This window comes from Gordonia sp. 11cp (assembly GCF_057767225.1).
In genome coordinates this window covers 1,099,326-1,125,882 of the sequence record NZ_CM173437.1, presented here as the reverse complement: position 1 = coordinate 1,125,882, position 26,557 = coordinate 1,099,326, and the positions used below count along the sequence as shown (strand labels likewise).

Sequence of the window (26,557 nt, the reverse complement as noted above, 5' to 3'; positions counted from 1 at the left end):
GCTTCGCGAGCCTAATGGCTGTGTGTCCTCAGGCTTCACGATAGCGCTCCGAGGTGTCCACGGTGGTGAAGTCGATCTGCGCCGCCGCATTGTTCACCGCGGTCACGAGAGCGGTCCCGAACATCCCGTCCGCGTCGTAGAGGCCCGCATTGCTGACCGAGACACCGTCGTCCTCGATGTGGACGTCGGCCTCGACGCCGACCCGCTCGCCCGACGGCAGCCGGCTCAGCGCAACGGTCAGATCGCAGTTGATGAAGCCGATGCCCGCGCTGCCCCAGTTCGAGACGAAGCTCGCGGCCTCGGCGCTGACGACCGCGCTCTGGAACGGCGTGGGTTTCTCCCCGGTCACGATGGGCGCGGCGCGGGACCACCGTCGCTTGCGGTGCGCGTTCTGATGAGCCGCCATGTCCCGTCCCCACTCGCCGACGGCGCCGACCGTGGCGTCGGAGGCGAACCGGGGGAAGAGGTCGTCGTCCTCGGCGGCCACCGCGGGCGGGCGGAAGGTGATCGTTTCGGCCGGACGATGCCACCGTTGCCCGGGCGGGTTGCTCGAGGTGCGCAGGAACACGGTGGAACCGCGGGCGACGACGACCTCGTCGCCATCGTCTGGATGCTGTACGACCTCGACGTCGACGACCCGGATGCGTCCGCCGGATCGCACCGGGCGGACCCGTGTCGAGGTGACGATGTCGCGCGCGGCCCGGAAGAGATCGATGGTGCACCGGGCGGGTAGGAACTCGTCCCCGCCGAACTCGATCTCGACCGCGCGCGCGGCGAGGCCGCACACCGACGGACCGTTCAGGGTCCCGGGTGCCCACGGGCTGGCGGCGAAGCGGGTCGGACGGTACCGGATCCCGCGGTCGGCCCCGCCGGTTCCGCTGATCGGCTCGAAGTAAGCGATATCGGTCATCGTTACTTGTTACCCCGTGTTCATTCGCGTCGACGACGACGGTCGGGTTTGTGCCACTCCTGCGCGAATAGCGCGCCGGATCCTCCTGCGGCGGATAACCTCCGACCATGACCTTCGCCACGGTGTACACCAAACACTTCCCCGACGAACTGGTCGGTGCCGTGCGCACGGCACTGATCATCACGTCGATCGTCGGCATCGTGATCGGGGTCGTCGCGATCCTGTGGCCCGGGCCGACCATCGTCGTCGTCGCGATGCTGTTCGCGATCTCGCTGATCATCGCCGGCATCTTCCGCATCTACCAGGCCTTCGCGGCGTCGTTCCTGAGCACCGGGGTCCGGGTGATGCTGGGGATCGTCGGCGCAATCGTGCTGCTGGCCGGTGTGATCGCACTGTTCAGCCCGGGCGATGCCGTGTGGCTGCTCGCGGTGTTCATCGGGATCGGCTGGATCTTCCAGGGCGTCGCCGACCTGTACGCGGCGATCACCAAGTCCGGTCATTCCCCGACCTGGTTCCTGATCCTGTCGGGCATCGTCGCGATCATCGCCGGCATCGTGATGATGGTGCTGCCCGCCTTCTCGCTCGAGGTGCTCGCCCTGGTCGGCGGCATCATGCTCGTCGCCCTGTCGATCGCCACGCTCCTCACGCTGCCCAAGAAGGTCGAGCAGCCGGCCGCCGGAGAGCCCGCGGTCTGATCGCACCCTCTGCCGGTTGAGCTTCCCTCTGCCGGTTGAGCTTCCCTCTGCCGGTTGAGCTTGTCGAAACCCCGTCAGCGCGGCCAGGGAGCGATGGGGTTTCCCTGCCAGCGGGTGTGCGCCGGGACGACATCACCACGCATGACCAGCGACGCGGGGCCGACGGTCGCCGAGTCGCCGAGTCCGGATGCGGGCAGGGCGACGCAGTGCGGGCCGAGGGTCGCACCCGCACCCAGGGTGACGCGATCGATGGCCATCACCCGGTCGTGGAACAGGTGGGTCTGCACCACGCAGCCGCGTTGCACGGTCGCGCCGTCGCCGAGGGTGACGAGGTCGGCCTCCGGCAACCAATAGGTCTCGCACCAGACGCCGCGACCGATCTTCGCGCCGAGCATCCGCAACCACAGGTTGAGGATCGGTGTACCGGTCGCGGCGTTGGCGAACCAGGGGGCCGCAACGGTTTCGACGAAGGCGTCGGACAATTCGTTCCGCCAGACGAACGAACTCCACAACGGATGCTCGCTCACCCTGATGCGTCCGACGACGAGCCATTTCGCCGCGGCGGCGGTGACACAGGCGATCGCGCCGACGACCAGCAGCAGCAGGCCGCTCACCAGGGCTGCGACCCCGTAATGCACGTGTCCCGCCACATATTGCAGCGCGAGCAGCAGGCCGATACCCAGCCCGAACGACACCATGACGGGCACCAGGCGCAGCGTCTCGATGAGTGAGCGGGCGACCTTCAGCGTGGCCGATGGCTCGAAGGTGCGCGAGGTGTCGGTCTCGGCGGCGGTCCGGCGCAGACGTACCGGCGGGCTGCCGAGCCAGCTCGACCCCGACTTCGCCCGGTCAGGCGTCGCCGAGAGCACCGCCACCAGACCGTTCTTGGGGACCTTGCGGCCGGGACCGGTCATGCCGGAGTTGCCCAGGAAGGACCTCTTGCCGATCTTCGCCTCGTCGATGTGCAGCCAGCCGCCACCGAGTTCGTAGGACGCGACCATCGTGTCGTCGGCGAGGAAGGCGCCGTCGCCGATGGTGGTGAACCGGGGGAGTACGAGTGCGGTCGAGATCTCGGTCCCCGCACCGACCTTCGCGCCGAGGATGCGGAACCAGATCGGGGTCAGCAGGCTCGCGTACAGCGGGAACAGGTAGGTGCGCGCGGCGTCGAGGAGGCGTTCGGTGATCCACACCTGCCAGCCGACGCGGGAACGCACCGGGTGGTAACCGGTGTACAGACCCAGTGAGGCGAGCCGGACCAGGGCCGCGGTGATCGCGGCGAACACGAAGAGACTCGTGACGGTGGCCGCGGGCAGCAGGATCAGCGCGCGAATCCCGGCGTCCCGCAGGCGGTCCGCGGTCAGTGCCCAGGACCCGATCACCGCCAATCCCGACGCCAGCGAGATCAACGGGATCGCGGCCAGCCCCAGTGAGGACAGGCCGAAGACCGGCACCCACCACGTCGCCCGCGGGGGCCGGTGGTCGGGCCAGGGATGTTCGGCCTTCCCGATCTTGACCGCGGGCGAACCGGCCCAGTGCTGGCGTGCCTTGACCCGGCCGAACACCGCCGACCCTGGGGCGACCACGGCGTCGCGTCCGACGACCGCGCCCGGGGTGAGCGTCGACCGGGCACCGATCGACGCCCCGCGTTTGATCGCGATCTCACCGATGTGGACGTCGTCGCCGTCGATCCACCAGCCGGAGATGTCGACCTCGGGTTCGACGGACACGCCGTCGCCGACCGTGAGCAGCCCCGTCACCGGTGGGATGGTGTGCAGGTCGACGCCGCGGCCGATCGTCGCACCGAGCGCCCGCGCGAGATAGATCATCCACGGCGCCCCGGACAGATTGGCGGCACCGCTGGCGTCGAGGAGCCGCTCGGCCACCCACAGCCGCACGTGCACGTTGCCGCCGCGTGGGTACACGCCCGGAGAGACGCGGGCGAGGAGTACTCGCGCGCCGATGGCCGCGATGCACATGCGTCCGGGTGGGGTGATGAAGACCAGGAACGCCGCCAGCAGGACCCACCAGTTGATCTCGACCAGCCACTCGACCGTGCGGTCCATCCGCTCGGCGGTGAGGACCGCGAGGTTGTTGACCACGCCGAGCCACGTCGCCCACTGCAGTCCGGTGAGCGTCGTCAGCGGGAGGGTCAGTGCGAGCTGTGCCAGCCCGGCCGAGCGCGGGGTCGGTTCGATGTGGCGTTCGTCGATGCTCGTCGTCGGGCGCCGGGCGTCGAGCATCTCGGCCATGGAGCCCAGGCGCGGGTGGTCATAGAGATCGGCCACCGAGATGTCGGGATACCGTTCGCGGACAGCGGTGACGAGCTGTGCCGCGGCCAGTGATCCGCCGCCCTCGGCGAAGAAGTCGACATCGGGGCTGGAGACGGTCAGACCGAGGACATCGGTCCACAGTTGCGCCAGCCACAGCTCGGTCTCGCTGAGTTCTACGTCGTCATCCACTGGTCTGCCGCTGCCTGGCAGGGGCCAGGGCAGCGCATCACGATCAACCTTTCCCGAAGTGCGCGTGGGCAATTCGTCGACAAGGGCAAGAGTGGGCACCATGGCGGCGGGCAGTTGGCGCCGCAATTCGGCGTGCGCGCCGGCCACGTCGAAGCCGGGGTCGGCGGACACGAGATAACCGACGAGCAGGCTGTTGCCGGCCGCGGATTTGCGGACCGCGGCCGCTGCCCCACTCACCCCGGGCAGGTTCTGCAGCGCGTTGTCGATCTCGCCGAGTTCGATGCGCCGGCCGCCGACCTTCACCTGGTCGTCGGCGCGGCCCATGAACAGCAGGCCCGCGGTGTCCAGCCGCACCAGATCGCCACTGCGGTAAGCACGTTCCCAGCCGAGCGTCGGCATCGGAGCGTACTTCTCCGCATCCTTCGCGGGATCGAGATACCGGGCCAGGCCGACGCCGCCGATCACCAGTTCACCGACCTCGCCTTCGGCCACCGGTTGGCCCTGGGCGTCGACGACAGCGAGATCCCAACCGCGCAAGGGCAATCCGATCCGTACCGGACCGCCGCCGCCCAGTGGTGCGGCGCAGGCGACGACCGTCGCCTCGGTCGGGCCGTAGGTGTTCCAGACCTCACGGCCCGGGACGGCGAGCCGGTCGGCGAGCTCGGGCGGGCAGGCCTCGCCGCCGAAGATCAACAGCCGCACCGCTTCCAGGGCTTCGGGCGGCCACAGCGAGGCCAGCGTGGGCACCGTCGACACGACGGTGATGTCCCGCGCCACCAGCCACGGTCCGAGGTCCATGCCGCTGCGTACCAGCGAGCGCGGTGCGGGTACCAGGCACGCGCCGTTGCGCCACGCGAGCCACATCTCCTCGCAGGACGCGTCGAAGGCGACCGACAGCCCGGCCAGGACCCGGTCGTGGGGGCCGATCGGGGCGTCCGGGAGGAACATGGCCGCCTCGGCGTCGACGAAGGCCGCGGCGTTGCGGTGGGTGACCGCGACGCCCTTGGGCTTGCCGGTGGACCCGGAGGTGAAGATGATCCACGCATCGTCGTCGGGTGTGGGGCGGGCCGGGGGTTCCGCGGGCGTCGAAGCGGTCGACGCCGTTCTCGTCGAACGGGGTCCGTCCGCGTCGACGATGGCGTCGACGTCGGCCTCGCCGAAGACGAGCTCGGCGCGTTCGTCCGGGTCGTCGGCGTCGACCGGCACGTAGGCGGCGCCCGCGTAGAGGGTTGCCAGGATCGCGACATAGAGGTCTCGCGAGCCCGAGGGCATCCGGATGCCGACCCGGCTGCCACGCCCGACGCCGGCCTCGCCGAGGCGCGCGACGGTGCGGCGGACCACGGCCAGCAACTGGCCGTAGGTCAGGGTCATCTCGCCGTCGTCGATGGCCGCCGCGTCCGGGTGTGCACGGGCGGTGGCGGTGAGTACGTCGCAGAGGGTGCGAGGGGGGTCTGCCTGCGCAGACAGCAGGAACTGGGGTGGGATCGGCACCTAACCGGCACCTGCCGGGCACATCCGCGATGGGGTCACGAGTCCGAGAATATAGCCGACGAAGGTGACCGACCGGCCTCGACACAGTGAACGCGGCCGCCGATGAACGGACTGAAACGTGTGGCTCCGAGGTGTAGTTTCGGGCCAGGAGGAATCTGATGCCCATCGTTCACCACCGTCGGCCCAGCCTGCGGTCGTTCCCCATGTGGCTCGGTGCACGTGTGCTCCTGAAGCCGACCCTGGCGTTGTGGCCGGTCAACAAGCCGGGACTCGCCGGTCTCTTCCTCATCGACCGGCTCATCGCGATCGGACCCAAGCCCCGGGGCGTGGTCCGCGAGCAACTGGTCCTCGCCGGCCGGCCCGCCGAACTGATCATGCCGGTCGGGCCGTCGCGCCGGGACAGCGACACGGCGATGCTCTATCTGCACGGTGGCGCCTTCGTGGTGTGCGGGCTCGGCACGCACCGCTCGATCGCGGCGCGGATGGCGCGGGCGTGTGAGGTGCCGGTGTTCTCGCTCGAGTACCGCCAGCTGCCGAAGGCGGGTGTCGGTACGTCCGTCGTCGACGCGGTCGACGCCTACGCCGAACTGATCAACGAGCGCGGGTTCCGTCGGGTCATCGTCGCCGGGGATTCCGCCGGCGGTTTCCTGGCCGCCAAGGTGGTCGAGGCGGTCGCGGCCCGGGACCTCCCGACCCCGGCGGCCCTCGTCGGGTTCTCGCCGCTGCTCGACATGGATCTGGGTACTCATCCGGACCGGTCCAGCCGTTCCGACGCCTACCTGCCGAAGACCAAGATGGCCCGGCTGGCGCCGCAGTTCGACAGGGGCCCGATCCCGCTGTCGGGTGTGCGACGCATCGTCGACGCCGACCTCGCGTCGTTTCCGCCGACCGTCCTGGTCGCGGCCGAGGGGGAGATGCTCGAGCCCGACGTCATCGACCTCGTCGAATCGCTCGACGAGGCGGGTGTCACCGCGGTGGCCCACATCTACGCCTGGCAGATCCATGCTTTTCCGGTGCTGAGCTCGCATCACCCGGAGACACTGGACGCGGTCGAGGTGACCGCGGCCTTCGCCACCGACGCGATCCGAGAGGGCAAGACCACTGACGAACGAACGGGCAAGCGCGCCGGCTGACGACGTGAACACCCCGGCCCCGGCGAACCCGGGCACCGCCTACGCCGACGAGTTGGAGACCAGACCCCCGGGCGCGGTGGACGCCCGGTTCACCCTGGCCGCGGAGCGCACGCTGCTCGCGTGGGTCCGGACCGCCCTCGGATTCATGGCGGCCGGGATCGCCGTCGTCTACCTGTCGCCCGACGAGACCACCCCGCTCATCGACGTCGCGCTGGGCGTCCTGATGGTCGGGCTGGGTGCTTCGCTGGCCGTACTCGGGGCCTGGCGATGGCGACGGACGACGCGCGCGCTGGTCACCGGAGGCGAGATGCCGGGCCCGAAGCAGGTCATGCTCGTGGTCGCTGCGATAGTGGTGGTGGCGGTCCTCGTCGCGGTGGTCATGGTGATCCAGTCCTGACCTCGCCGTTCACCACGACACTCCTACCTTCGGGACGGCCGCGACACTCAGCCGTCCACCATCCAGGGAGATCGACGTGACCACCGGCCCCGACTTCTCGCGGAGCGCGCAGACGTTCTCGATGACGCTGACCATCGTCGGCGCGACCATCCTCATCTTCTGCATCGGCTGGCTGACCGTCGGCTGGTGGCAGGAGGGCCGGTGGTTCTGGGTGGCCGTCGGGATCGCCGTGGTGGTCGTGAACGTCGTGCTGATCGGCATGCAGCTCCGGCGCCGCCTCGGTGAGCGGGTCAAGGACACCGACGACCGCCCCCGGCGCCGCGGGTTGATCGACAACTTCGACGACCTCGACGACTGAGCCCGCGGGCGCTCACGCCGTCAGCGAATCCGAGTCCTCGGGATCGTCGTCGGCGAACTGGGTGCGGTAGAGCTCGGCGTAGCGACCGTTGCGGGCGAGGAGTGTCGGGTGATCACCGCGTTCGACGACGCGCCCGGCTTCGAGTACGACGATCTCGTCGGCGGCCCGGATCGTCGAGAGCCGGTGTGCGATGACGATCGAGGTCCGTCCCTCGAGTGCTTCACCGAGTGCTTCCTGGACCGCAGCCTCCGACGTCGAGTCGAGATGCGCGGTGGCCTCGTCGAGGATCACGACCGACGGCTGGGCCAGGAGCAGTCGGGCGATCGTCATCCGTTGGCGCTCACCGCCGGACAGCCGGTAGCCGCGTTCGCCGACGACGGTGTCCAGTCCATCCGGAAGTGATCCGACGAGGTCGTCGAGCCTAGCTCGCCGCAGCGCGTCCCAGATCTCGTCGTCGGACGTGTTCGGCCGCGCGAGAACGAGGTTCGCGCGGATGGAGTCGTGGAAGAGATGCCCGTCCTGGGTGACGAGGCCGACCGTCCGGTGGACCGACGCGGTCTGCAACTTCCGGATGTCCACCCCGGCCAGCTGGATCGACCCCTCGTCGACATCGTAGAGGCGGGTCGCGAGACTCGCGATGGTCGACTTACCCGCACCCGAACTCCCCACGAGGGCCACCATGCTGCCGGCCGGAACATCCAGGTCGACGTTGTGCAGAACCGTCGTCCCGGCTCGATTGTCCAGTTGGGCAACCTCTTCCAACGAGGCCAGGGACACCTTGTCGGCCGCCGGATAGGCGAACGAGACGTCCTCGAACCGGACGGACACCGGCACGGGTCGGCCACTCTCGGTGCCGGGCACCGCGATCGCATCCGGCGCGTCGGTGATGAGGGGCCGCAGGTCGAGCACCTCGAAGACGCGCTCGAAGCTGACCAGCGCACTCATGATCTCGACGCGGGCATTCGCCAGGGCCGTCAGTGGCGCGTACATCCGGGTCAGCAACAGCGCCAGTGAGACCACCGCGCCCGCGGACAGGTGATCCTGTACCGCAAGCCATCCGCCGAGCCCGTAGACCAGGGCGAGGGCGAGCGCCGACACCAGCATCAGCGTCGTCATGAAATACGCCTGCAGCATCGAGCGGCGTACCCCGATGTCGCGGACACGGTCGGCGCGTTCGGCGAATTCCCGGGACTCGAGGTCGGGCCGCCCGAACAGCTTCACCAGCGTGGCGCCGGGAGCGGAGAAGCGCTCGGTCATCTGCGTCGACATCCGGGCGTTGTGCTCGGCGGCCTCGCGGGACAGCGCGGCCATCCGCCGGCCCATGCGCCGCGCCGGTACGACGAAGACCGGCAGCAGGATCAGCGCGAGCAGCGTGATCTGCCAGCTGATCGCGATCATCACGGCGAGGGTCAGGGTGAGCGTGACGATGTTGGAGACGACGCCCGACAGGGTGTCGCTGAACGCGCGCTGGGCACCGATGACGTCGTTGTTGAGCCGGCTCACCAGTGCCCCGGTACGGGTACGCGTGAAGAACGCGACCGGCATCTGCTGCACGTGGTCGAAGACGGCGCGACGCAGGTCGAGGATGAGGCCCTCGCCGATGTTCGCCGACAGCCACCGGACGCCGATGCCCGCGCCGGCCTCGGCGACGGCGATCAGCGCGATGGCGACTGCGAGTCCCACGATCATCGCCTCCGAGCCGCCCTCGGTGATGAGGTTGACGACCCGGCCCGCCAGCAGCGGGGTCACGACCGTCAGCACCGCGGTGAAGACCGACAGGACGAGGAAGAAGGCGATACGACGCCGGTGCGGGCGGGCGAAGTCGCCGATCCGGCGAAGTGTCACCCGGCGGTCGCCCCGCAACCGTTTGCTGCTCGGCTGGGTGGAGGACTTGTACATCATGTCCCAGGCCACGGACTGCATGCTCATGCCGTCCACGGTAGAACTTCAAGTTGGCTTCAAGTCCACTCTGTTCGCTGCCGGAGGAATCCTCCGGCAGCGAACACACCGCCCCGCGGGGACGAGAGCGCTATCCGGCGAGCGCGTCGGCGACCCCCGCGCCGAGCACGTCGAGGAGGTCCGACGACGCGGCGACGGCGCCGAACACACCGCCCTGCATCGTGACCATGTTGAGCGCCGCCTCGTGGTTGGCGGGATCGGTCGCACCCGTGCAGTCGGAGAGGATCAGACATTCGTAACCGCGGTCGTTCGCCTCGCGCATCGTGGTGTGGACGCAGACATCGGTCGTGATGCCGGTGAGGATGATGTGCGTGATCCCGTTGGTGCGCAACACGAGATCGAGGTCGGTCGCGTAGAACGCGCCCTTGCCTGGCTTGTCGATGACGATCTCGCCGTCGAGCGGAGCGACCTCCGGCACGATCTGCCATCCCGGTTCGTCGCGGATGAGGATGCGCCCGCAGGGGCCGGTGGAGCCGATCTCGGCCCCGATCCGTCCCGACCGCCAGCGCTTGTTGGCCGGGAGGTCGGACAGGTCGGCGCGGTGACCTTCCCGGGTGTGGATGATCGTGAGGCCGGCGTCGCGCGCCGCGGCCAGGACCCGGGCGGTCGGCTCGAGCGGTGCCCGCGTCAGCGACAGGTCGTAGCCCATCGAGTCGACGTAACCGCCGGGACCGCAGAAGTCGGTCTGCCAGTCGATGCAGAGGAGTGCGGTGGAGGCGGGGTCGAACCCGCCGTCGTAGGGCCACGCATACGGCCGTGCGCCGCCGATGGTCGAGAATTCATGTGGTGCAGCAGATGTCATGGTCGATTCCTGGTCGGGGGGTGCGGATGTCGGGTGGTGATCTGGGTGATGACGAACATCAGTCACACCGGCGCCGAGGTGGTGTCCTCGACGGTGACGTCCGGCGTCGACGACGTGGCGGACGTCCGCCGGCTCAGAACCGCCGCGAGGGCGCCGGACACGACGATCCCCACCGCGACGACACACAGGGCCGGGGCGAAGTAGTGGGTGACGAGCGCTGCGATCGCACCGGCGCCCCACGCGATGAACGCCGTTGCGCGCCACGGTGTCGAGGCGTCGGACGACGCGGCCCGCCTGGTCAGCGGCAGCACCTGGTCGACGATGAGGACCGCGCCGAGCGGTGGGACGACGACGCCGAGCAGGTTGAGCCAGTCCTCGAAGTGCTGCCAGATGCCGGCGACGGCGAGCGCGACGCCGATGGCGCCGAGTCCGACGGTGAGCACGCGCATCCGGATGCCGGTCAATTCGCTCCAGCCGACGGCGCCGTTGTAGAGGCAATGCGTGCACACCGAACCCAGGTTGATGAACACGAAGGCGACCGCGATCGGCACCAGCGCGCCGCCGTTGTCGATGAGGATGCCGAGGAATCCGCCGCCGTTGGCGGCCGGATCATCGCCCGCGCCCATCGCCACGATGACGCCGCCGATGGTCAGCGCGACGGTGTTGCCGACCGGGAAGGCGCTGAACGCGGCGAGGAACGCCTGCTTGCCGTTGACCGACCAGCGGGTGAAATCCGCTGTCATGGTTCCGGAGTCGGCGAACAGGGCGACCACGAGCGTGACCGCGGCTCCGAACGTGAGCGCGGTGGCCCCTGCTCCGCCGGTGTAGGAGGCGAAATCTCCGGCGCCCGGCGCGGACGAGGCGTCGACGATGGCGAGAACGCCGAGGATCAGATAGAGCGGTGCCGCGATGATCCCGATCACGGTCAGTGCCCGGATGCCGAGCAGGGTCGCCGCGACATAGCCGACGCCCGCTATCAGGGCGATCAGCGTGGCGTTCCACCCCATGCTCGCCTCGAGCGTCGATCCGGTGAGACCGGTCTGGAAGGCGAACCAGCCGATCACCACTGTGGTGAGGAAGGCTGCCGGGATGCGGTAGCCCTTGGCGCCGAACGTGCGGGCCGCCATCAGCGCGAAGTTCTCGCCGGTGCGGCCCGCCTGGTAGCTCAGCAGTCCGACGTAGGCCATCAGGATCAGATTGCCGACCGCGATCGCGGCCATACCCGGCCAGAACCCGAGCGAGTACACGATCATGCCGCCGAAGACGGCGCAGGTGAGGATCATCGGGAACCCGAGCCACACCGACGACACCGCGAAGAGCGATTTGCGCGCCGATACCGGTACCGGCCGATCCTCGTACTCGTCGAACGCCGACGTATCGCCGTCGGCGTCGTCAGGGCTGGTGCCGGCGACCGGTATGTCTGAGGTGGATCTCATGGTTCCTCCCGAACCTCGTTGCAAGTTCCTATAGGAAACGCCGGAGGCGTCGCGCTTCCGTTGCAGCTTCGTTAACAGCCGATTAATCCGCATAGTCCGCGGTGCAGCGAGCGCGATCTCGCGCGGTGTTGACGCCCCCATGCGCACCTCTGCGCGAGACGGCCGTCGTCATATAGGATCTCTGCATGATCGAGCGTGCCCCCGTCGTGGGCGCCACCCCCGCGCCTGCCGACCGGATCCGCGCCGACGTGGAGGAGGCCATCCTCTCCGGACGGCTTGCGCCGGGCACGAGGATCAACGCCGACGAGCTCGCCCGGGAGTCCGGGGTCAGTCACATCCCGGTGCGGGAGGCCCTCCGGTCCCTGGAAGCCGAGGGATGGGTCGTCCGTCGTCACAACCGCGGGACCTACGTCCGGGACCGGGACTCCGCCGAACTGTCGGACCTGTTCGAGGCGCGGCTCATCGTCGAGCGGAAAGCGGCGTGGCTCGCAGCGCAACGACGGACCGCGGCGCAACTCGACGATCTCGTGCGGATCGTCGAACGTCAGGACGCGACGACCGATGGCGCAGTGCTGTCCGCGATCAACTGCGACTTCCATGTCGGCCTCGCCGGTTGTGCGCACAACCGTGTTCTCGAGTCGATGGTCGCCGACGTGAACAAGCGGGTTCGCTTCTACTACCTGCCGACCGCGGGCCGACGGCACGACGTGTCGGTGGCCGAGCATCGCGCGATTCTCGACGCGGTGCGCGACCGCGACTCCGAGCGTGCGGCCGACTTGCTGGAGCGGCACATCGCCGACACGAGGGCAGGAGCGTCCCGGACGCTCACCGCCGGTGAGGTAGATGAGGCGGGTACGGCCGGAAGGCAGGCCGGCTGACGCGGCGGCAGGCTGGCGACGCCGGGGTTTCCACGCATGCTCTACGTTGGTATGCGAGGTCACAACACGATTCGGCCGACTGACAGACCGGCCCGGGCCGGCGATGAGGGCCGGTGGCAAAGGAGCGAGGCGACATGGCAGAACTCAAGCTCGGTTTCAAGGCGTCGGCGGAGCAGTTCGATCCGCGCGAGCTGGTGGAGATCGCGGTCGCGGCCGAAGAGCACGGCATGGATTCGGTTGCGGTGAGCGATCACTTCCAGCCCTGGCGGCACAACGGCGGGCACGCGCCCTTCTCCCTCGCGTGGATGGCGGCGGTCGGTGAGCGCACCAAGCGGGTGCAGATCGGCACCTCGGTCATGACCCCGACCTTCCGCTACAACCCCGCGGTCATCGCGCAGGCCTTCGCCACGATGGGTTGCCTGTACCCCGGTCGCATCATGCTCGGCGTCGGAACCGGCGAGGCACTCAACGAGTACGCGACGGGATTCCAGGGCGAGTGGCCGGAGTTCAAGGAGCGCTTCGCGCGCCTGCGTGAGTCCATCAAGCTGATGCGCGAGCTGTGGACCGGCGAGGAAGTGAACTTCGACGGCGAGTACTACCACACACAGGGCGCGTACATGTATGACGTTCCGGAGCAGCCGATCCCGGTGTACGTCGCCGCCGGCGGTCCGGTCGTCGCTCGTTACGCGGGCCGCTCCGGCGACGGTTTCATCTGCACCTCCGGCAAGGGGCCCGAGCTCTACACCGAGAAGCTGCTGCCCGCGGTCGCCGAAGGTGCGGAGAAGGCCGAACGCGACGTCGACACCATCGACAAGATGATCGAGATCAAGATCTCCTACGATCCCGATCCCGAACTGGCACTGGAGAACACGCGCTTCTGGGCGCCGCTGTCGCTGACGCCGGAGCAGAAGCACAGCGTCAACAGCTCGACCGAGATGGAGCGCCTGGCCGACGAGTTGCCGATCGAGCAGGTCGCCAAGCGGTGGATCGTCTCGTCCGATCCCGACGAGGCCGTCGAGAAGGTCAAGTTCTACACCGACGCCGGGCTCAACCACCTGGTGTTCCACGCCCCCGGGCATGACCAGCGCCGCTTCCTCGAGAACTTCGAGCGCGACCTCGCCCCACGACTGCGCAAGCTCGGCTGAGCCTACGGAACCGTCTGGGCGACAGCGGCGTCGAGCATGTCCAGCACTCGCCGGACCGGGGGTAGGTCGAGTCCGGCCTGTCGCACCCTCACCCGCACCTCGCGGGCGGGCGTGGGGTCGACGATGGGAATCGACGCGACTCCGGGTGGCAGGTCGATGAGTGCGAGCTCGGGGACGACGGTGAGTCCGACGCCGGCGGCGACGAAGCGGATCGCGGTCGGGTAGTCCTGCGTCTCCACGCTGAAGTCGGGAACGAAGCCCACCGAGGTGCAGGCGTCGAGCAGTGCCTGCCGGCAGGGTCCGCGTGCCACGTCGTTGTCGACCCAGGGGACCTGGGACAGTTCGCGCAGGGTCACCGAGTCCAGCGCGGCCCACGCTGAATCCTCCGGCACGACAGCGTGATAGGGGTCCGTGGTCAGTCGGCGACCGACGAACCCCGCGACCTCGGCGGAGGGTCGTCGGCTGTCCGCCACGTAGATCTCGATGTCGGGCGACGCCGACGACGGACCCATCAGTTCGATGAGGCGCAGATCGAGCCGCAGCCCGGGGAACTCGCGGGAGATGGTGGCGACGATCGGCGGAATCCAGGTGGCGCCCGCGGAGGCGAAGTAGTTGATGCGCAGCTGGCCGAGACGCCCGTCGCGCAGCTCCGAGATCAGGCCGTCGACGCGCGCGATCTGTTCGAAGACGGTGTCGGACTCGCGTGCCAGGATGAGGCCGGCCTCGGTCGGCACGATGCCGCGCCCGTCGCGCTCGACCAGTGACAGCCCGGTCTCGCGCTGGAGCGTGGCGATGTGCTGACTGACTGCCGACGGTGTGTATCCGAGCGCGGCCGCGGCCCCGCCGATGGACCGCTCGCCGATGACCGAGCGCAGGACCCGGAGGCGGTGGATGTCGACCATGCGGAGACGATACAACGGGAACGCTACAGCGGTGCTGAAGTATCGGAAATGAGTATTCACTTGTCCTGAAGTGCGGAATGGGCGAACCTGGAGGACATGTCCTCGCGCCTGACGCCGGCCTCCTCTGTGTCCGCCGCCGCATCACTGCCCGCGCTCGCCGCACTCGTGACCGTCGTGTTGTGGGCGTCGGCGTTCGTCGGCATCCGTGCGCTGGGCGACACGTTCTCCCCGGGTGCCATGGCCTTTCTGCGGTTGCTCGCCGCGGTCATCCCGCTGACGATCCTCGTGGCGGTGGTGCGTCTGCGTGCACGGGCCGCCGGGGCGCAGGCACGGCCACTGTTCCCGCGGGGTCGAGCGCTCGCCATGGTGACGGCCTACGGCGTCGCCTGGTTCGCCGGGTACACCGTCCTGCTGAACTGGGCCGAGCGTCACCTCGACGCCGGGACCGCGGCATTACTCGTGAACCTGGCGCCGATCCTCGTCGCCGTCGCCGCGGGATTGTTTATGGGAGAGGGATTCCCGCGCCATCTCGTGATCGGCATGACGATCGCTTTCGCGGGGGTGGTGCTGATAGCACTCGGCGGGTCGGCGACCGCGGACGCGCACGCCGACTGGCTCGGTGTCGTGCTCGGGGTCGCCGCGGCGATTCTCTACGCGACCGGCGTGCTGCTCCAGAAATCCGCACTGCGCACCGTCGATGCGCTGACCGCCACCTGGCTGGGTGCGGTCGCGGGCTTGGTGGCGACTGCGCCGTTCGCGCCCGTCGCCGTCACCGAATTGTCCGGCGCCGAGCCGGGCGCGATCTGGGCGGTCATCTACCTCGGGGTCGGACCGACCGCGATCGCATTCTCCACGTGGGCCTACGCGCTGGCCCGGACCGACGCGAGCGCGATGGCGGCCACGACGCTCGTGGTCCCCGCACTCGTCATCGTCCTCTCGTGGGCGCTGCTCGGCGAGCTGCCCACCGGTGTCGGCATCGTCGGTGGACTGCTGTGCCTGGCCGGCGTCGCCATCGCGCGCCGATTGCTGCCGAGACGGCCGCGCGTGGCCCGGCGTGCGCGTAGCCTGGACGCATCGTCGCCGGCGTTGACGCCTCCCGAGCCACGACGGGTTCCCGGCACGACCGCAACCGAGGGGACACCGCCATGCGCAAGCTCGTCGCCGGCCTCGCCATCGGCGGGTCGCTGACTCTCGGTGCGGTGGCGACGCTGCTGACCGTCGACTCGGAATCGCCTGCGGCGCCGCCCACTGTGAGCTGCCCACCGTTCTCCGGTTCCGGGCCGATCCCCGGATGCTCGTTGCGTGTCGACGGGACCCATCTGCAGATCACTCTGTACAACAACGCCACTCGAAGCCCTGCTGTGGAGTGCACCTTGACGCCGAGCGGTGCGCTCCGTCCCACCGACTCCGCGTCGATGGGGCCGGGCTCGCGCGGGACGCTCGGGGCCTCGGTGTTCCCGAGCGTGTCGAGGGTCTTCGTCGTCGACTGCCGTGGCGGCGGTACGGGCGCCGACCGCGTCGAGCGCCAGACCACGATCAGCGCGCGCGCCGAGGCGCCGGTACCCGAGCGGACGACGCCGCCGGCCCGTCGATCATCACCTCCGCCGGCCCCCTCGGCGCCCTCCACGTCACGCGAGTCCGACGTGCCCGCGGATGACTCGGCACCGCAGCCGGGTACCGGGGATGCCGGGTCCGCCGAAGCCGCGATCCCGCCGCCGACCGTCACCACGACGACCACGACGGTTCCCGCCTCATCCTGATTCGCTACGGTTTTCGCATGGATCGCGACCGCATGGTGGATGTCGGAGTCGGGCTTGTCTCCCGGTTCGGGGCCAAGACGCTGAGTCTGACGTCGGTGGCCCGGCACGCCGGGGTCGCGCGCGCCACCGCCTACCGGATGTTCGGCGGGCGCGAAGCGCTGGTCACGGCGATCGTGGAACGCGAGGTCTCGCTGCTGCGGGTGAAGCTGGTGGAGTGGTCGGCGAGTGCACCCGACGCGGCGGGCAAGATCCACGCGCAGGTGGTGAACGTGCTGCCCTACATCCGCAACCACGACGCATTGCAGTACGTCCTGCGCAAGGAGCCCGAGGAGGTCGTGCGCGCGCTGGTCGCCACCAGCGATTCGGCCGGGCCCACCCTCATCCACCAGATCGTGTCGGAGACCCTGCCCGACCTCGAACCCCAGATCGGGGACCAGCTGTTCCCGAACCCGCGGGGAGCCGCGGAGTTCCTCGTCCGCACCATCTACTCCCTCATGCTCATCCCCGACAGCTTCCTGAGCGATGAGCAGATCGCCGAACTCGTCGTCCGGGCGGTCGTGCGCACCGACGCTGAGGGAGACGCCCCCGGCGGGGATGATTCCGGGGGTGTTCCGCCGACCGGCGGTGCCGCACCGGGCGCGGCCCGATGACCGACGAGCGGATGTCCGACGAGACCGCGATACCCGTCGTCCAGATGCGCCGGCCGCGATGGGGGGACCCGGCGCGCACGGCCGAACTGCCCGGCGCGGCGGCTGCGCTCGCCGGCGGCCGGGACGCCGACTCCGGCGTCGACCCGGCGACGATCACCCCTCCTCGACCGGTCGTCGATCCCAGTGTCCGAGAGGAGATCTCGGCGATCGTCGGTGCCGGAAACGTCACCGACGCGGATGCCGCACGGGTTCAGCACACGCGCGGGTACTCCACCCCGGACATCCTGCGGTTGCGTGCGGGCGACGCCGGCGATGCGCCCGATCTGGTGGTGTACCCCGGTGGCCACGACGAGGTGGTCGCGATCCTGCGGCTGTGTTCGGACCGGCGGATCGCCGTGGTGCCCTTCACCGGTGGGACGTCCGTGGTCGGTGGCCTGACGCCGGACCGTGCTGCGGTCACCGGTGTGATCAGCCTCGACCTGCGACGCCTCGACCGGGTGGTGGAGATCGACGAGATCTCCCGGATGGCGACCCTGGAGGCGGGCCTGCGGGGGCCGGCGGCCGAAGCGCTCCTGCGTGAGAAGGGGTGGACCATCGGGCATTTCCCGCAGTCTTACGAGGGCGCCGGGATCGGTGGCTACGCGGCCACCCGATCTGCCGGCCAGTCGTCGGCGGGCTACGGGCGGTTCGACGAGATGGTCGAGGGACTCGTGCTGGCGACCCCGCGCGGCACGATCGAACTCGGTACCGCGCCCCGCTCGGCGGCCGGCCCCGATCTACGTCAGCTGGTCCTGGGGTCGGAGGGTGTGTTCGGTGTCATCACCAGCGTGCAGGTACGCATCCGGCCGGTGCCGGTGGCCCGAGTCTTCGACGCCTGGCGCTTCGCCACGTTCGCCGACGGCGCGACCGCGCTTCGCCGGCTCGCCCAGGACGGTCCGCTGCCGACGGTGCTGAGGCTGTCCGACGAGGTGGAGACCGCGCTGAATCTCGCGGATCCGGCCGGCGCCGGGAGCGAAGCGAGCGGGCCGGATGACACCGGCGCCGGGAGCGAAGCGAGCGGGCCGGATGACGCCGGCGCCGGGAGCTTAGCGGGCGATGGTGGGTCCGCGGGGTGTCTGGTCGTCGCCGGATATGAGGGTGCCGCCGACGAGGTGGCACGCCGTCGCGACGCGGCGTCGGCGGTCCTGACCGACGCCGGCGGCAGCGCGCTGGGCGACGGTCCCGGGGAGTCCTGGCGGACAGGCCGTTTCGCCGCACCGTATCTGCGCGATCCGTTGCTCGATGCGGGCGTGCTGGTCGAGACGCTCGAGACCGTCGCCTTCTGGTCGCGGTTGCACGAGGTGCGCGACGCGGTGACGGCTGCCCTCACGGACTCGCTCACGGCGTCGGGCACGCCGCCGCTGGTGATGTGCCACATCAGTCACGTCTACGAGTCGGGCGCCTCGCTGTACTTCACCGTCGTCGCACCGTTCGGCGACGATCCGCTGACGCAGTGGGCGGCGGCGAAAACCGCGGCCAATTCCGCGATTCGGGCGTCCGGGGCCAGTATCACCCACCACCACGCGGTCGGTCGGGATCATCGGGACGCCTACCACGACGAGATCGGGCCCCTGGCGCTGGAGGCGTTGCGGGCGGTGAAGGCGTCGCTCGATCCGGCCGGCGTGTGCAATCCGGGAATTCTGATCTGACCCTCGATCCGACGGGCGGGGTGCGTGGCTCGAGCGCCACTATGCTGGGGCGCATGGCCACGGATGCAGTCCAGACCGCCGACGGACCCGCGAGTGCGGAACAGGTCGTCGCCGACACCACGACGAGTATCTACATCGCCTCCGCGGAGGGGGAGACCGGCAAGTCCATCGTCGCGTTGGGGCTGCTGGCGCTGCTGTCGGCCACCGGCGGGCGGGTCGGCGTGTTCCGCCCGATCTCGCGGACGGCCACCGAGGACCGGGATCCGATCCTCGATCTGCTCCTCGACTACGACTCCGCCGACCTCCCCTATGAGGACTGTCTCGGTGTCACCTACGAACAGGTCCACGACGACCCAGAAGGTGCGATCGCGGAGATCGTCGCCCGTTTCCACGCCATCCAGTCCCGGTGCGACCGCGTGGTCATCGTGGGCTCGGACTACACCGACGTCGGAACTCCGTCCGAACTGAGCTACAACGCCCGGATCGCGGCCAATCTCGCTGCCCCGATGGTGTTGGCCATCAGGGCGATCGACCGGTCGCCGGCAGAACTGCACGGTCTGGCCGAAGGCCTCATCGCCGAGGTGAAAGCCGCGCACGCGACCCCGGTCGCGCTCGTCGCCAACCGATGCGATCCCGATCGGCTCGTCGAGATCCGGGAACAGCTGCGCAGCACCGGGATTCCGGCGCTGTGCCTCCCCGAGGAGCCGGTGCTGTTCGCGCCCACGATGGGGGAGCTGAAAGAGGCGCTCGGCGCGACCATGTACAGCGGCGACGAGGAGCTGCTCGACCGGGAGGCGCTGCGGGTGATGGTCGGCGGCATGACCGTCGAGCACATCCTCGAAAGGCTCACCGACGGCACGGTGGTCATCACTCCGGCCGACCGATCGGATGTCCTGCTCGCTCTGGTGAATGCGAACACTGCGCAGGGGTTTCCGCGTCTGTCGGGCATCATCCTCAACGGTGGGCTCAAACCGCACCCGATGATCGAGGCGCTGGTGAGTGGTCTCAAACCGACGCTGCCCATCATCAGCTGCCCGCAGGGCACCTACGACACCGCGCGTACGGCCGCGCACACGCGGGGCAAGCTCGGTGTGGGCTCCGTGCGCAAGATCGAGGCTGCGCTGTCGATGATGGAGACCCACGTCGACCCCGAGAAGGTCATGCACAACCTCAACGTGTCGACGCCGACGGTGGTGACGCCGCAGATGTTCGAGTACCGGCTGATCTCCCGCGCGCGTGCCGACCGGAAGCACATCGTGCTGCCGGAGGGGGATGACGACCGAATCCTGCGCGCGGCCAACCGGCTTGCCCGGCGCGGCGTCGCCGATCTCACCATCCTCGGAGATCCCGACACGGTCCGGGAACGCTCCATCGAACTCGGACTCGACCTGGCCGATGTGACGGTCATCGACCCGGCCGAGTCCGAGTACCTCGACGAGTTCGCCCGGGTCTACACCGATCTGCGCAAACACAAGGGCATGGATTTTGAACGGGCACAGGAGAAGATGCGGGATGTGTCCTACTTCGGCACGATGATGGTGCACACCGGCCGTGCTGATGGGATGGTCTCGGGGGCGTCGCACACGACCGCACACACGATCCGGCCGGCTTTCGAGATCATCAAGACGAAACCGGGGGTCTCCACCGTCTCGAGCGTGTTCTTCATGTGCCTGGCCGACAAGGTGCTGGCCTACGGTGACTGCGCCATCGTCCCGGACCCGTCCGATGAACAGCTCGCCGACATCGCCATCTCGTCGGCGCAGACGTCGGCGGCCTTCGGCATCGATCCGCGGGTCGCGATGCTGTCCTACTCCACGGGAACGTCCGGGTCGGGCGCCGACGTCGAGAAGGTCAAGACGGCTACCGAACTCGTACGCGAGCGGGAACCAGGGCTGCTGGTCGAGGGACCCATCCAGTACGACGCCGCGGTGGAACCGTCGGTGGCGAAGACCAAGATGCCCGATTCGCCGGTCGCCGGTCGCGCGACCGTGTTGATCTTCCCCGATCTGAACACCGGCAACAATACGTACAAGGCGGTTCAGCGCAGCGCGGGCGCGATCGCGATCGGCCCGGTGCTGCAGGGATTGAACAAGCCGATCAACGATCTGAGTCGTGGAGCTCTCGTCTCCGACATCGTGAACACCGTGGCCATCACCGCGATCCAGGCCCAGCAGGGGGATGTGGACCCGATCGCCGGGAACGCCGACACCGACGACGCCGAGGCCGGTCGATGAGCGGGGCGTCCGGTGCGGTGCTGGTGTTCAATGCCGGCTCGTCGTCGCTGAAGTATCAACTGGTGCAGCCGGCGGACGGGACGGTGGTCGCGGAGGGCATCGCGGAGCGGATCGGCGATGCCGGTTCGTCGATGACGCATGAGCAGAACGGTGAGACGGTCACCGAGACATTGCAACTCGACGATCACCTCGCCGCGGTCCGGCGTGCGGAGCGTTTCTTCGCCGACAACGGAACCGACTTGGCGAAGGCGGGACTGAGTGCGGTGGGGCACCGGGTGGTCCACGGCGGCAGGTCGTTCTACGAGCCGACCGTGGTGACCCCCGAGGTGATCTCGGAGATCGAGCGGATCTCCCCGCTGGCACCGCTGCACAATCCGGCCAACCTGGTCGGCATCCTGGCGGCACAGGAGTTGCTCCCCGATGTCCCGTCGGTCGCCGTCTTCGACACCGCCTTCTTCCACGGGCTCCCCGACTCGTCCGCGACGTACGCCATCGACCGTGCGGTGGCCGACGAACATGCGATACGCCGCTACGGTTTTCACGGCACCAGCCATGAGTACGTGGCCGGCCGGGTGGCCGAGTTCCTGGACCGCGACCCGGCGTCGCTGAACCAGATCGTGCTGCATCTCGGCAACGGCGCGTCGGCCTCGGCGATCGCCGGCGGACAGCCCATCGACACGTCGATGGGTATGACCCCGCTGGAGGGGCTGGTCATGGGAACCCGCAGCGGTGACATCGACCCCGGGCTGGTGTTGCACCTGAACCGGGTGGCGAATCTGTCGGTCGGCGAGATCGACACGCTGCTCAACAAGCGTTCGGGACTTCGAGGTCTGTGCGGCGAGAACGACTTCCGCACCATCACCGAGCTGATGGACTCCGGCGACGACGCGGCCCGTCGCGCCTTCGACGTCTACATCCATCGCCTACGTCGCTACCTCGGCGCCTACGCCTTCGCCCTCGGGCGCGTCGACGCCATCACCTTCACCGCCGGAGTCGGTGAGAACTCGGCAGTCGTCCGGTCTCGTGCGCTGGCAGGGTTGGAAGGGTTCGGGATCGTCGTCGACGAGGAGCGGAACACTGTGCGCGGCAAGGCTACTCGGCGGATATCGGCGGATGACAGCGCAGTGGATGTGCTCGTGGTGCCGACCAATGAAGAGCTGGCCATCGCGAGGCAGTCGGCTGCGGTGGTGGCGGGCTGATTCCCGGTGGTCGGCATCTTCTCGACGGCGTACTCGAAGGTCGATATACCGGCACTGAAGGAGTACGGCGCCGCTGATGTTCCAGGATGGCTGCGTTCGGAAGGCTGACGGGTAAGAGACCAAGCCGCAGGGTGGTTCGATATTCGGCCGCCTCTACCACGCACCACCGACAAGATGCGCTCTGCAGCGGGTCATCGAAAACCGTTGCACACCAGCGTTATAGCCGCTACACTCGAACATGTATTCGCGCAACGTCTCCGGGGGGTGACCATGTCTGACGAATCCGCCGCATCACAACCCCGTGCTGTCGAGCTGGTGGCCGAGCTGAATGCGATCCTCGACGAACTGCGGACGGTCGACCTGGCCCCATGCACCGACGAAGAACTGATCGACATCGCCTCTGCCACCGAACGGGCCATCGCGCGAACCACTTACGCCGGCGACCGCCAAGTCGCCGAAGTCGAGGCTCGCGACCTGCCACGCAAGACCGGATACCGCACTCTCACCCAGTTCATGAACCATAGCCTCCGCATCACCAATCCTGTGCGGCGGCGGAAGCACCTCAACGCCACCGCCACCCTCACCTGCCTCAACGGCGAACGCCTCGATCCCGAACACCCCACACTGGCAGAAGCTTTCGCCGTAGGGACTGTCGGAACCGCACACATCCAGGCCGCCCTCGACGTCCTCGACCACATCCCGAACGCTGTCGACCACGATGTGAAGGTCGCTGCCGAACGACAGATGGCCGAGATCGCCGTAGCCCACACCCCCGCCGACATCACCCAACTCGGCGCGCGCCTGCTCGCCCACCTCGACCCCGACGGCACACTCGCCGACGACACCGACCACAAACGACGCCGCAACCTGTGGATCGGTCGGCAACGAGCTGACGGCACCGCCAAGATATCGGGCACCCTGACCCCCGAACTCGTCGCCCGAATCTCGATGATGTTCGCGGTCTGGGGCAAACCTGGACTCAACAACCCCGACGACCCCGCCTCACCGAGCGGACCGGGCGGCACCGCCGACCCCGATGCGGTGGCAGCCGCAGCCGATCGTGACGGGCGCACCCTGGCCCAGATCAACCACGACGCCCTCGATGCCGCACTCACCGCCGGATTTGCCGACGGCAGGCTCGGCACCTCGCACCGCGGCCTGCCCGTGCAGCTGATCATCAAAGCCGACCTCGGCGACCTGATCCGCGAAGCCGGCCTGGCCACCACCGCCACCGGCACCCTGCTGCCCATCCCCGACCTGATCGCCATGGCCGGCGACATTCAGCCGTGGTTGGCGATCTTCAAAGATCACACCGCGGTGCCTTTGCACTTCGGTAGGGGCAAACGTCTGGCCACCCGCGAACAACGCCTCGTCTCGTTCGCCCGCCCCGACGGCGAAGTGTGCTCGGCTCCCGGGTGCGATCAACCCGCCACCCACGTCGAACTCCATCACGCCCACAAGGATTGGGCCAAGGGTGGTCTCACCGACATCGACGACCTCGCACCCGCATGCCCACGACACAACCGCATGGTCGGCACGAACCCCGGCCAGTACACCACCCGCATCGAACGGTCCGGACCAGACGAAGGCCGATGCGTCTGGACACTCAACGCCGAACCCGGCGGGCCACCCAACCCCGACCGCCTCAACCGCCGACCCGACATACCCCGGCGATTCGCAGAGCATCTGAACACCGTGCGCGACGAGATCCACGGACCGACCACCCGGCCCGGCGATCAAGCACGCCGCTCATGGCTGACGATCAGCCACGTCATCGACGTCCGACCACCACGGCGCGTGCGTGGTACTCGCCCATCGTTGGTCGAGGAACACCTCGAGAATCTCCTCAGCCAAGAACCGCTGGTGCGTAACGCAACAGCACCGTTCCGGTCGGCCTAGAACAATGTATTCGGCCGAACGTAGTTGGCGAGATCGACGAGCATGAACCGGTGGTCCCGGTTGGTGCGGGTCAGACGTGCCAGCTGACGCAACGAGCGCTCTGTGCCGGTCCGAATCCCGTACTCGGTGAACGGGAATCCGAGCAGTGTGGACGGCTCCTTGTCCAGCAGGGCGTCGTCGGGGTTGTCGTGAATCCAGCCCAGCGCGGTGCCCAGCACGATCAGCAGCATCCGGGCCTTGCGCGGTTCGGTGTCCGGGATCTGTTCCAGGCGCCGCGCCGCCTCGACGATCTGCTCACGGGTCACCTGCGTGGTGGGCCGTCCGTGGACGAGCGCGATGATCGCCGTCGCACGTGCGGTGTTGAAGTGGCGGCTGGTCGCGGGAACCTCGTCGAGCGGCTGGATGGCGGCGTCGATGTCACCGGCCGCCACCGCGAGCCGGGCCAGACCGAACGCGGCGGTCACGATGCTGTGATCGGTCAGCCACAGATCGTGATAATGGTGCTGCGCAACGTCATATAGTTTGGCGATCTTCTCCGCGGATTTCGCCGGACCGTTCTCGTCGGCGAGCCAGCGGCCGATGAGTTCGGCCGTACCCGCGACGGCGAGCTTGGGTGCGACCTCACCGGGCATCGCACCCAGGACCTCGTCGAAGCGCTCATAGGCCAGTTCTGGCTCGTCGTTCATCAGCGCGCAGATACCCATGTACCACTCGACCCGCCACGAATCGCCGTGGTGGGCACGGACTTCCTGGAGGAGGGCGAGCGCGGTGTCGACGTCGTCGAGCTGCAGGTGCGCGCGGGCCTCGGCGAGGTCGATCTCCCGTGAGGGATGGGCGTTCTCGACCGGCCGCCCGCCGAAGAGCGAGGCGAAACCCTCCGCCCGCGCGGTGTTGATCGAGTCGAGGGTCTGACGCGGATCCGACAGCGCCGCCGACGTGAGCAGGCTCGCCGCCGGGTCGAGCGGGTTGACCAGCGGTACGGGCAGCGCGTTGGCGATGTCCACCGGGTCGTAGAACGCCGCCTGATCGGGGTCGAAGAAACCGTCGACGGGCGCGAGCATGAGGTCGGTGCCGAAAGTCGAGCGCTGCGGCGTGAACACCGTCGACAGTGCGGGTCGCGGAACGCCGGTGTGGACGGCGACCGTCTCACGCAGCACGTTCAGCACCTGGGTGCTCATCTCCTCCGCGGAGACGAAGCGATCGGCGGGGTCGGGTGCCGTGGCACGCTGCAGGAGACGGTAGTACGACGGATTGTTCCGGAAGACAGGAGTTTTCGACGCGGCGGGCAGGCCGTCGACGTAGCGCCCGTTCCGCATCTCCATCGGCACGGTGAGGACCGCGAGGGTGCGCCCGATGCTGTAGATGTCGGTCGCGATCTGCGGTCCGGTCTTGACGATCTCCGGTGCCTGGAAGCCGGGCGTCCCGTACAGGTGTCCGTAACCGTTGATCGGGGAGACGGCGCCGAGATCGATCAGCTTCACCTCGTCGCTGCCGACCATGATGTTCTCTGGTTTGACGTCGTTGTAGACAAGTCCGACCGAATGCAGATAGCCCACGGCGAGAAGCACTTCCAGGATGTAGGCCAAACCCTGCTCCACCGAGAGCAGGGCGTTGTCGGGATCACCTCCGGTGATCTGCTTGAGCGTCTGGCCGCCGATGTACTCCATCACGATGTACCCGAAGCGGTCATCGTCGTCGACGTGCTCGACGAAGTTGTAGATCTTCACGATCCCGGGATGGTTGACCGAGGCCAGGAACTGCCGCTCCGCGACCGCGACGCGCTGGGCCTCCGAATCCGAGGAATTCAGCAGACCTTTGAGGACGACGGGCCGATCACTCACGTTGCGGTCGATGGCCAGGTAGATCCAGCCGAGGCCGCCGTGGGCGATCGCGCCGGCGATCTCATACTGGTCGGCGACCAGCGTGCCCGGCGCCAGGCCCGGGACGAACGAGTACCGGGCGCCACAGTTGCCGCAGTCGCCGGTCGGGGGGCCGGCACCGTCGCCCTCGCGACGGCCGACCGGTTTGCCGCAGCGCCAGCAGAACCGCTTGCTGTCGGCGATCACCGGGTCGTCGATGACGGCGTCGGCGGGTTCGATGTCGGTGATCTTCGGCATCTCGACCAGGCCGCTGCCGAGCCGGCGTTCGTGCACCGGAGGCCGACGATGCGGCACCAGTCGTCGGCCGAGCGGACCCGAGTCGGGTTCGGGATGGGGTACGGCCGGACGGGATCGGACGACGCGGTCGGTCCGGTCGTCGGGGTCGACCCCGACGGTGAACACCGGTGCGACGGCCTGTGTTCCGACATCCGGGTCGGCGCGGCGCCCGGGCCGTGGATCGGTCGTGTCGTCGGAGCCGGCGGTCAGTGCCGCGAGGTCGGCCTTCTGGGTGCCGACCTCGGTGACCTTCGCGGTGGTCTCGGCGTCGCTCCCGTGTGGGTCATCCCCGAGAAGCGAGTCGAGCGAGACCCGCTGCGTGCCCAGCTCGTCGCCTTCCGCGTCGGCGCGCGAGTCGCCGCGCACGTCGTCCGGCTCGTCGTCGCGGGCGGTGCTGTCCATGGGC

General features: G+C 68.8%; 20 protein-coding genes. 13 read left to right on the top strand and 7 right to left on the bottom strand.

The annotated features are described in order from the left end of the window. Positions 1-28: 28 nt before the first annotated feature. Complete coding sequence (locus AC3B6C_RS04835; RefSeq protein ID WP_488375181.1) at positions 29-910, bottom strand: acyl-CoA thioesterase domain-containing protein; 882 nt, start codon at positions 908-910, stop codon at positions 29-31. Between the two features lie 107 nt (positions 911-1,017). Here AC3B6C_RS04835 and AC3B6C_RS04830 point away from each other — a divergent pair, with 107 nt between their 5' ends. After that, positions 1,018-1,605, top strand: a complete 588-nt coding sequence (locus AC3B6C_RS04830; protein WP_014928305.1) for an HdeD family acid-resistance protein — start codon at positions 1,018-1,020, stop codon at positions 1,603-1,605. 74 nt (positions 1,606-1,679) lie between these two features. Here AC3B6C_RS04830 and AC3B6C_RS04825 read toward each other — a convergent pair whose 3' ends face one another. Continuing rightward, complete coding sequence (locus AC3B6C_RS04825; protein ID WP_488375180.1) at positions 1,680-5,555, bottom strand: Pls/PosA family non-ribosomal peptide synthetase; 3,876 nt, start codon at positions 5,553-5,555, stop codon at positions 1,680-1,682. A gap of 158 nt (positions 5,556-5,713) precedes the next feature. On the opposite strand from AC3B6C_RS04825, the gene AC3B6C_RS04820 reads away from it, so the two are divergent. The 3 genes from AC3B6C_RS04820 to AC3B6C_RS04810 all read left to right on the top strand — a co-directional run bounded on the left by AC3B6C_RS04820 (position 5,714) and on the right by AC3B6C_RS04810 (position 7,443). Beyond that, positions 5,714-6,688 carry an alpha/beta hydrolase gene (locus AC3B6C_RS04820; RefSeq protein ID WP_014928303.1) on the top strand — a complete coding sequence of 325 codons (975 nt, stop codon included), beginning with the start codon at positions 5,714-5,716 and terminating at the stop codon, positions 6,686-6,688. A gap of 4 nt (positions 6,689-6,692) precedes the next feature. Continuing rightward, positions 6,693-7,085: a YidH family protein gene (locus AC3B6C_RS04815; RefSeq protein ID WP_014928302.1), complete on the top strand. Its 393-nt coding sequence runs from the start codon at positions 6,693-6,695 to the stop codon at positions 7,083-7,085. A gap of 76 nt (positions 7,086-7,161) precedes the next feature. Continuing rightward, complete coding sequence (locus tag AC3B6C_RS04810) at positions 7,162-7,443, top strand: hypothetical protein (protein ID WP_014928301.1); 282 nt, start codon at positions 7,162-7,164, stop codon at positions 7,441-7,443. Positions 7,444-7,455: 12 nt separating this feature from the next. On the opposite strand, the gene AC3B6C_RS04805 is transcribed toward AC3B6C_RS04810, so the two are convergent. The 3 genes from AC3B6C_RS04805 to AC3B6C_RS04795 form a co-directional block, all read right to left on the bottom strand. Further along, positions 7,456-9,372 (bottom strand): ABC transporter ATP-binding protein, encoded by a 1,917-nt coding sequence (locus AC3B6C_RS04805; RefSeq protein ID WP_010844850.1) that lies wholly within the window; start codon positions 9,370-9,372, stop codon positions 7,456-7,458. A gap of 100 nt (positions 9,373-9,472) precedes the next feature. Next, positions 9,473-10,204, bottom strand: a complete 732-nt coding sequence (biuH, locus tag AC3B6C_RS04800) for a biuret amidohydrolase (RefSeq protein WP_014928299.1) — start codon at positions 10,202-10,204, stop codon at positions 9,473-9,475. Between the two features lie 62 nt (positions 10,205-10,266). Next, on the bottom strand, positions 10,267-11,640 hold the full coding sequence (locus AC3B6C_RS04795; protein ID WP_488375179.1) for a cytosine permease: 1,374 nt from the start codon (positions 11,638-11,640) through the stop codon (positions 10,267-10,269). 185 nt (positions 11,641-11,825) lie between these two features. Here AC3B6C_RS04795 and AC3B6C_RS04790 point away from each other — a divergent pair, with 185 nt between their 5' ends. Both AC3B6C_RS04790 and fgd read left to right on the top strand, forming a co-directional pair. Beyond that, positions 11,826-12,518, top strand: a complete 693-nt coding sequence (locus AC3B6C_RS04790) for a GntR family transcriptional regulator (RefSeq protein ID WP_488375178.1) — start codon at positions 11,826-11,828, stop codon at positions 12,516-12,518. Positions 12,519-12,652: 134 nt separating this feature from the next. Next, on the top strand, positions 12,653-13,663 hold the full coding sequence (fgd, locus tag AC3B6C_RS04785; protein WP_010844846.1) for a glucose-6-phosphate dehydrogenase (coenzyme-F420): 1,011 nt from the start codon (positions 12,653-12,655) through the stop codon (positions 13,661-13,663). A gap of 2 nt (positions 13,664-13,665) precedes the next feature. On the opposite strand, the gene AC3B6C_RS04780 is transcribed toward fgd, so the two are convergent. After that, complete coding sequence (locus AC3B6C_RS04780) at positions 13,666-14,565, bottom strand: LysR family transcriptional regulator (RefSeq protein WP_488375177.1); 900 nt, start codon at positions 14,563-14,565, stop codon at positions 13,666-13,668. A 96-nt stretch (positions 14,566-14,661) separates the two neighbouring features. Between AC3B6C_RS04780 and AC3B6C_RS04775 the strand changes: the two genes are divergently transcribed. From AC3B6C_RS04775 to AC3B6C_RS04745, 7 genes are all read left to right on the top strand, one after another. Beyond that, the gene (locus tag AC3B6C_RS04775) at positions 14,662-15,753 is read left to right on the top strand and encodes a DMT family transporter (protein WP_488375176.1); all 1,092 of its coding nucleotides are present in this window, start codon (positions 14,662-14,664) and stop codon (positions 15,751-15,753) included. After that, positions 15,711-16,325, top strand: coding sequence for a hypothetical protein (locus AC3B6C_RS04770; protein WP_055475682.1), 615 nt, complete (start codon positions 15,711-15,713; stop codon positions 16,323-16,325). Before AC3B6C_RS04775 ends, AC3B6C_RS04770 begins: the two co-directional genes overlap by 43 nt. Before the next feature lie 17 nt (positions 16,326-16,342). Further along, positions 16,343-16,975 (top strand): TetR/AcrR family transcriptional regulator, encoded by a 633-nt coding sequence (locus tag AC3B6C_RS04765; protein ID WP_488375175.1) that lies wholly within the window; start codon positions 16,343-16,345, stop codon positions 16,973-16,975. Positions 16,976-16,986: 11 nt separating this feature from the next. Then, positions 16,987-18,663: an FAD-binding oxidoreductase gene (locus AC3B6C_RS04760; RefSeq protein ID WP_488376222.1), complete on the top strand. Its 1,677-nt coding sequence runs from the start codon at positions 16,987-16,989 to the stop codon at positions 18,661-18,663. A 41-nt stretch (positions 18,664-18,704) separates the two neighbouring features. Further along, positions 18,705-20,897 (top strand): phosphate acetyltransferase, encoded by a 2,193-nt coding sequence (gene pta, locus AC3B6C_RS04755; protein ID WP_488375174.1) that lies wholly within the window; start codon positions 18,705-18,707, stop codon positions 20,895-20,897. After that, the gene (locus AC3B6C_RS04750; RefSeq protein WP_488375173.1) at positions 20,894-22,096 is read left to right on the top strand and encodes an acetate/propionate family kinase; all 1,203 of its coding nucleotides are present in this window, start codon (positions 20,894-20,896) and stop codon (positions 22,094-22,096) included. Before pta ends, AC3B6C_RS04750 begins: the two co-directional genes overlap by 4 nt. A 270-nt stretch (positions 22,097-22,366) precedes the next feature. Next, positions 22,367-23,995: an HNH endonuclease signature motif containing protein gene (locus AC3B6C_RS04745; protein WP_488375171.1), complete on the top strand. Its 1,629-nt coding sequence runs from the start codon at positions 22,367-22,369 to the stop codon at positions 23,993-23,995. Here AC3B6C_RS04745 and AC3B6C_RS04740 read toward each other — a convergent pair. Continuing rightward, positions 23,992-26,553 carry a serine/threonine-protein kinase gene (locus tag AC3B6C_RS04740; protein WP_488375170.1) on the bottom strand — a complete coding sequence of 854 codons (2,562 nt, stop codon included), beginning with the start codon at positions 26,551-26,553 and terminating at the stop codon, positions 23,992-23,994. The genes AC3B6C_RS04745 and AC3B6C_RS04740 overlap by 4 nt on opposite strands. Between the last annotated feature and the right edge of the window lie 4 nt (positions 26,554-26,557).

What these genes read in the sequence shown, in the direction of transcription:
- AC3B6C_RS04830 (WP_014928305.1), top strand. Translation starts at nt 1,018, where the DNA reads ATGACCTTCGCCACGGTGTACACCAAACACTTCCCCGACGAACTGGTC.
- AC3B6C_RS04790 (WP_488375178.1), top strand. Translation starts at nt 11,826, where the DNA reads ATGATCGAGCGTGCCCCCGTCGTGGGCGCCACCCCCGCGCCTGCCGAC.
- AC3B6C_RS04770 (WP_055475682.1), top strand. Translation starts at nt 15,711, where the DNA reads ATGCGCAAGCTCGTCGCCGGCCTCGCCATCGGCGGGTCGCTGACTCTC.
- AC3B6C_RS04775 (WP_488375176.1), top strand. Translation starts at nt 14,662, where the DNA reads ATGTCCTCGCGCCTGACGCCGGCCTCCTCTGTGTCCGCCGCCGCATCA.
- AC3B6C_RS04835 (WP_488375181.1), bottom strand. Translation starts at nt 910, where the DNA reads ATGACCGATATCGCTTACTTCGAGCCGATCAGCGGAACCGGCGGGGCC.
- AC3B6C_RS04740 (WP_488375170.1), bottom strand. Translation starts at nt 26,553, where the DNA reads ATGGACAGCACCGCCCGCGACGACGAGCCGGACGACGTGCGCGGCGAC.
- AC3B6C_RS04805 (WP_010844850.1), bottom strand. Translation starts at nt 9,372, where the DNA reads ATGAGCATGCAGTCCGTGGCCTGGGACATGATGTACAAGTCCTCCACC.
- AC3B6C_RS04780 (WP_488375177.1), bottom strand. Translation starts at nt 14,565, where the DNA reads ATGGTCGACATCCACCGCCTCCGGGTCCTGCGCTCGGTCATCGGCGAG.
- AC3B6C_RS04820 (WP_014928303.1), top strand. Translation starts at nt 5,714, where the DNA reads ATGCCCATCGTTCACCACCGTCGGCCCAGCCTGCGGTCGTTCCCCATG.
- AC3B6C_RS04750 (WP_488375173.1), top strand. Translation starts at nt 20,894, where the DNA reads ATGAGCGGGGCGTCCGGTGCGGTGCTGGTGTTCAATGCCGGCTCGTCG.
- biuH (WP_014928299.1), bottom strand. Translation starts at nt 10,204, where the DNA reads ATGACATCTGCTGCACCACATGAATTCTCGACCATCGGCGGCGCACGG.
- AC3B6C_RS04795 (WP_488375179.1), bottom strand. Translation starts at nt 11,640, where the DNA reads ATGAGATCCACCTCAGACATACCGGTCGCCGGCACCAGCCCTGACGAC.
- pta (WP_488375174.1), top strand. Translation starts at nt 18,705, where the DNA reads ATGCTGGGGCGCATGGCCACGGATGCAGTCCAGACCGCCGACGGACCC.
- AC3B6C_RS04745 (WP_488375171.1), top strand. Translation starts at nt 22,367, where the DNA reads ATGTCTGACGAATCCGCCGCATCACAACCCCGTGCTGTCGAGCTGGTG.
- fgd (WP_010844846.1), top strand. Translation starts at nt 12,653, where the DNA reads ATGGCAGAACTCAAGCTCGGTTTCAAGGCGTCGGCGGAGCAGTTCGAT.
- AC3B6C_RS04760 (WP_488376222.1), top strand. Translation starts at nt 16,987, where the DNA reads ATGTCCGACGAGACCGCGATACCCGTCGTCCAGATGCGCCGGCCGCGA.
- AC3B6C_RS04765 (WP_488375175.1), top strand. Translation starts at nt 16,343, where the DNA reads ATGGATCGCGACCGCATGGTGGATGTCGGAGTCGGGCTTGTCTCCCGG.